This is a genomic window from Pseudomonas sp. R62 (genome assembly GCF_000257605.1).
Lineage (GTDB): Bacteria > Pseudomonadota > Gammaproteobacteria > Pseudomonadales > Pseudomonadaceae > Aquipseudomonas > Aquipseudomonas atacamensis.
Genome location: NZ_AHZM01000817.1, coordinates 1 through 2,384 on the forward strand (window position 1 = coordinate 1; position 2,384 = coordinate 2,384).

Consider the following 2,384-nt stretch of genomic DNA (forward strand, 5'->3'; position numbering starts at 1 on the left):
CTGGCAGCGCTGGTACCGATGAAGTGGGCGAAGTTGTATTTGGTCTGCCGCGCACGCAGTAGCGAGCGGGTCGAGGCGAGTTCTTCCTGCATGCTCAGGTAGCGCTTGAGCATCGGCGACAGCGTGCGCAACTCGTCGAACAGGGCAAAACCGATGGCGCCGATCACGCTGCCGGCATCGTCGTGGATCGGCAGGCGCATCACCACCAGCGGTTCCTTCGGCGTGTCCTGCATGTCCAGCAGAATCGGCCGACCGGTGCGTACCACCTCACGCAGCAGGCTGCCGGGGATCACGCTTTCGCAGGGTTTGCCGATAGCGCCGGCCGCTGAATCGAGACCGAAGCGCCGGGCGTAGCGTTCGTTCATCCAGACGATATTCGCATCGCGGTCAACAATCACCGTGCCTTCGCTGGATTGCTCGATGATCTCGAACAGCGAACGGATCGCCAGGGTGCGTACCCGTTGGTAGTCCTTGAGGCTTTCGGTGGTGTTCATGGAGGCTGATCCTGATTGTTTGTTGCCGGTACCGGTCCCTTCGCGAGCAGGCTCGCTCCCACAGGGGGCTGCATTCCAATGTGGGAGTGAGCCTGCTCGCGAATGCCGCGCCGCGGATTTACAGAAAAAAACCTACCCCGGATGCGCCGCCGCCAACAGCTCTTTGGTGTAGGGATGCTGCGGGTTGTCAAACACGTCGTGACTGGCCCCACGCTCGACCACCTGGCCGTCCTTGATCACGATCATGTCGTGTGCCAACGCGCGCACTACCGCCAGATCATGGCTGATAAACAGGTAGGTCAAACCGTATTTTTCCTGCAAATCACGGAGCAGGGCGACCACTTGTTTCTGCACAGTGCGGTCGAGCGCGGAGGTCGGCTCATCAAGCAAAATCAGCGCCGGCTTAAGCACGAGGGCCCGGGCAATGGCGATGCGTTGGCGCTGGCCGCCGGAAAATTCATGCGGGTAGCGATGGCGGCTTTCCGGGTCGAGGCCGACTTCCTTGAGCACGCGAATCACTTGCTTATCACATTCGTTTGCGGTCGACTCGCAATGCACTTCGAGACCTTCGCTGATGATCTGTGCCACCGACATGCGCGGGCTCAGGCTGCCAAACGGGTCCTGAAACACCACCTGCATCTGCCGCCGCCACGGGCGCAATTGCTTTTGATTGAGGCCATCCAGCGCTTCGCCCTGAAAGCGAATGCTGCCCTCGGAATCCAGCAAACGCAGGATCGCCTGACCCAGCGTCGACTTGCCCGAACCGGACTCGCCAACAATGCCCAAGGTCTTGCCGCGCTGAATATTCAGACTGATGCCATCGACAGCGCGCAGATACTGCTTGCGCCTGAACAACCCGCCACCGACCTGGAAATCGACGCGCAGGTCAGCGACCTCCAACACATTTTCGCGTTCGTCACGGGGCAGGGCTTCACCTTCCGGCTCTGCGTTCAACAGCACGCAGCTGTAAGGGTGTTTGGGTTCGGTAAACAGGGTTTCGCAGGGCGCCTGCTCGACGATCTCGCCAGCCTTCATCACGCACACCCGTTGCGCGATGCTGCGCACCAGATTGAGATCGTGACTGATCAGCAGCAGCGACATGCCGAGCCGCTGTTGCAAGGATTTGAGCAGCAAGAGAATCTTGCGCTGCACGGTGACATCCAGCGCCGTGGTCGGCTCATCAGCGATCAACAACTCCGGTTCGCAGGCCAGGGCCATGGCGATCATCACCCGTTGCCGTTGCCCGCCAGAGAGTTGATGCGGATAGGCTTTCAAACGCTCCTTGGGTTTTTGAATGCCGACCAGTCCGAGTAGTTCGAGAATGCGCTGCTGCGCTTGCTTGCCGCCGAGGCCACGGTGCAGCAACAGGGTTTCGCCAATCTGCTTTTCGATGGTGTGCAACGGATTGAGCGAAGTCATCGGCTCCTGAAAGATCATGGCGATGCGATTGCCGCGCAGTTCTCGCAAGACCTTCGGATCAGCACCGAGCAATTCTTGCCCGCGATAGCGGATGCTGCCACGGGTTTGCGCTTCACTCTCGGGCAGCAGTTGCAGGATCGAATGCGCGGTCACCGATTTCCCCGAGCCCGATTCGCCGACCAGCGCCAGGCACTCACCGGGGCGGATATCCAGGCACAGGTCACGCACCACGGTCTGGCCATGGAAGGCGACATTGAGGTTGCGGATTTCAATCAGGTTTTCTGTCATGGTCACGCTTCAGGATCGAGGGTCAAAAGCGTCACGTAACGCTTCGCCGATGAATACCAGCAAGGAGAGGATCAGCGCCAGGGTAAAGAACGCGGTCAACCCGAGCCACGGCGCTTGCAGGTTTTGCTTGCCCTGACCGATCAGTTCGCCCAGCGAGGCACTGCCGGCCGGCATGCCGAAGCC

At 60.2% G+C, this 2,384-nt stretch carries 2 protein-coding genes and 1 pseudogene; all 3 read right to left on the bottom strand.

What is annotated here, in order from left to right:
• Positions 1-494: PAS domain-containing protein (locus OQK_RS00190; protein WP_016770580.1), on the bottom strand; the 494-nt coding region annotated here is incomplete at its 3' end.
• Between the two features lie 132 nt (positions 495-626).
• Positions 627-2,201: an ABC transporter ATP-binding protein gene (locus tag OQK_RS00195; RefSeq protein ID WP_016770581.1), complete on the bottom strand. Its 1,575-nt coding sequence runs from the start codon at positions 2,199-2,201 to the stop codon at positions 627-629.
• A gap of 9 nt (positions 2,202-2,210) precedes the next feature.
• Positions 2,211-2,384, bottom strand: a pseudogene (locus OQK_RS29770) (ABC transporter permease); the annotation flags it as partial.

What these genes read in the sequence shown, in the direction of transcription:
- OQK_RS00195 (WP_016770581.1), bottom strand. Translation starts at nt 2,201, where the DNA reads ATGACAGAAAACCTGATTGAAATCCGCAACCTCAATGTCGCCTTCCAT.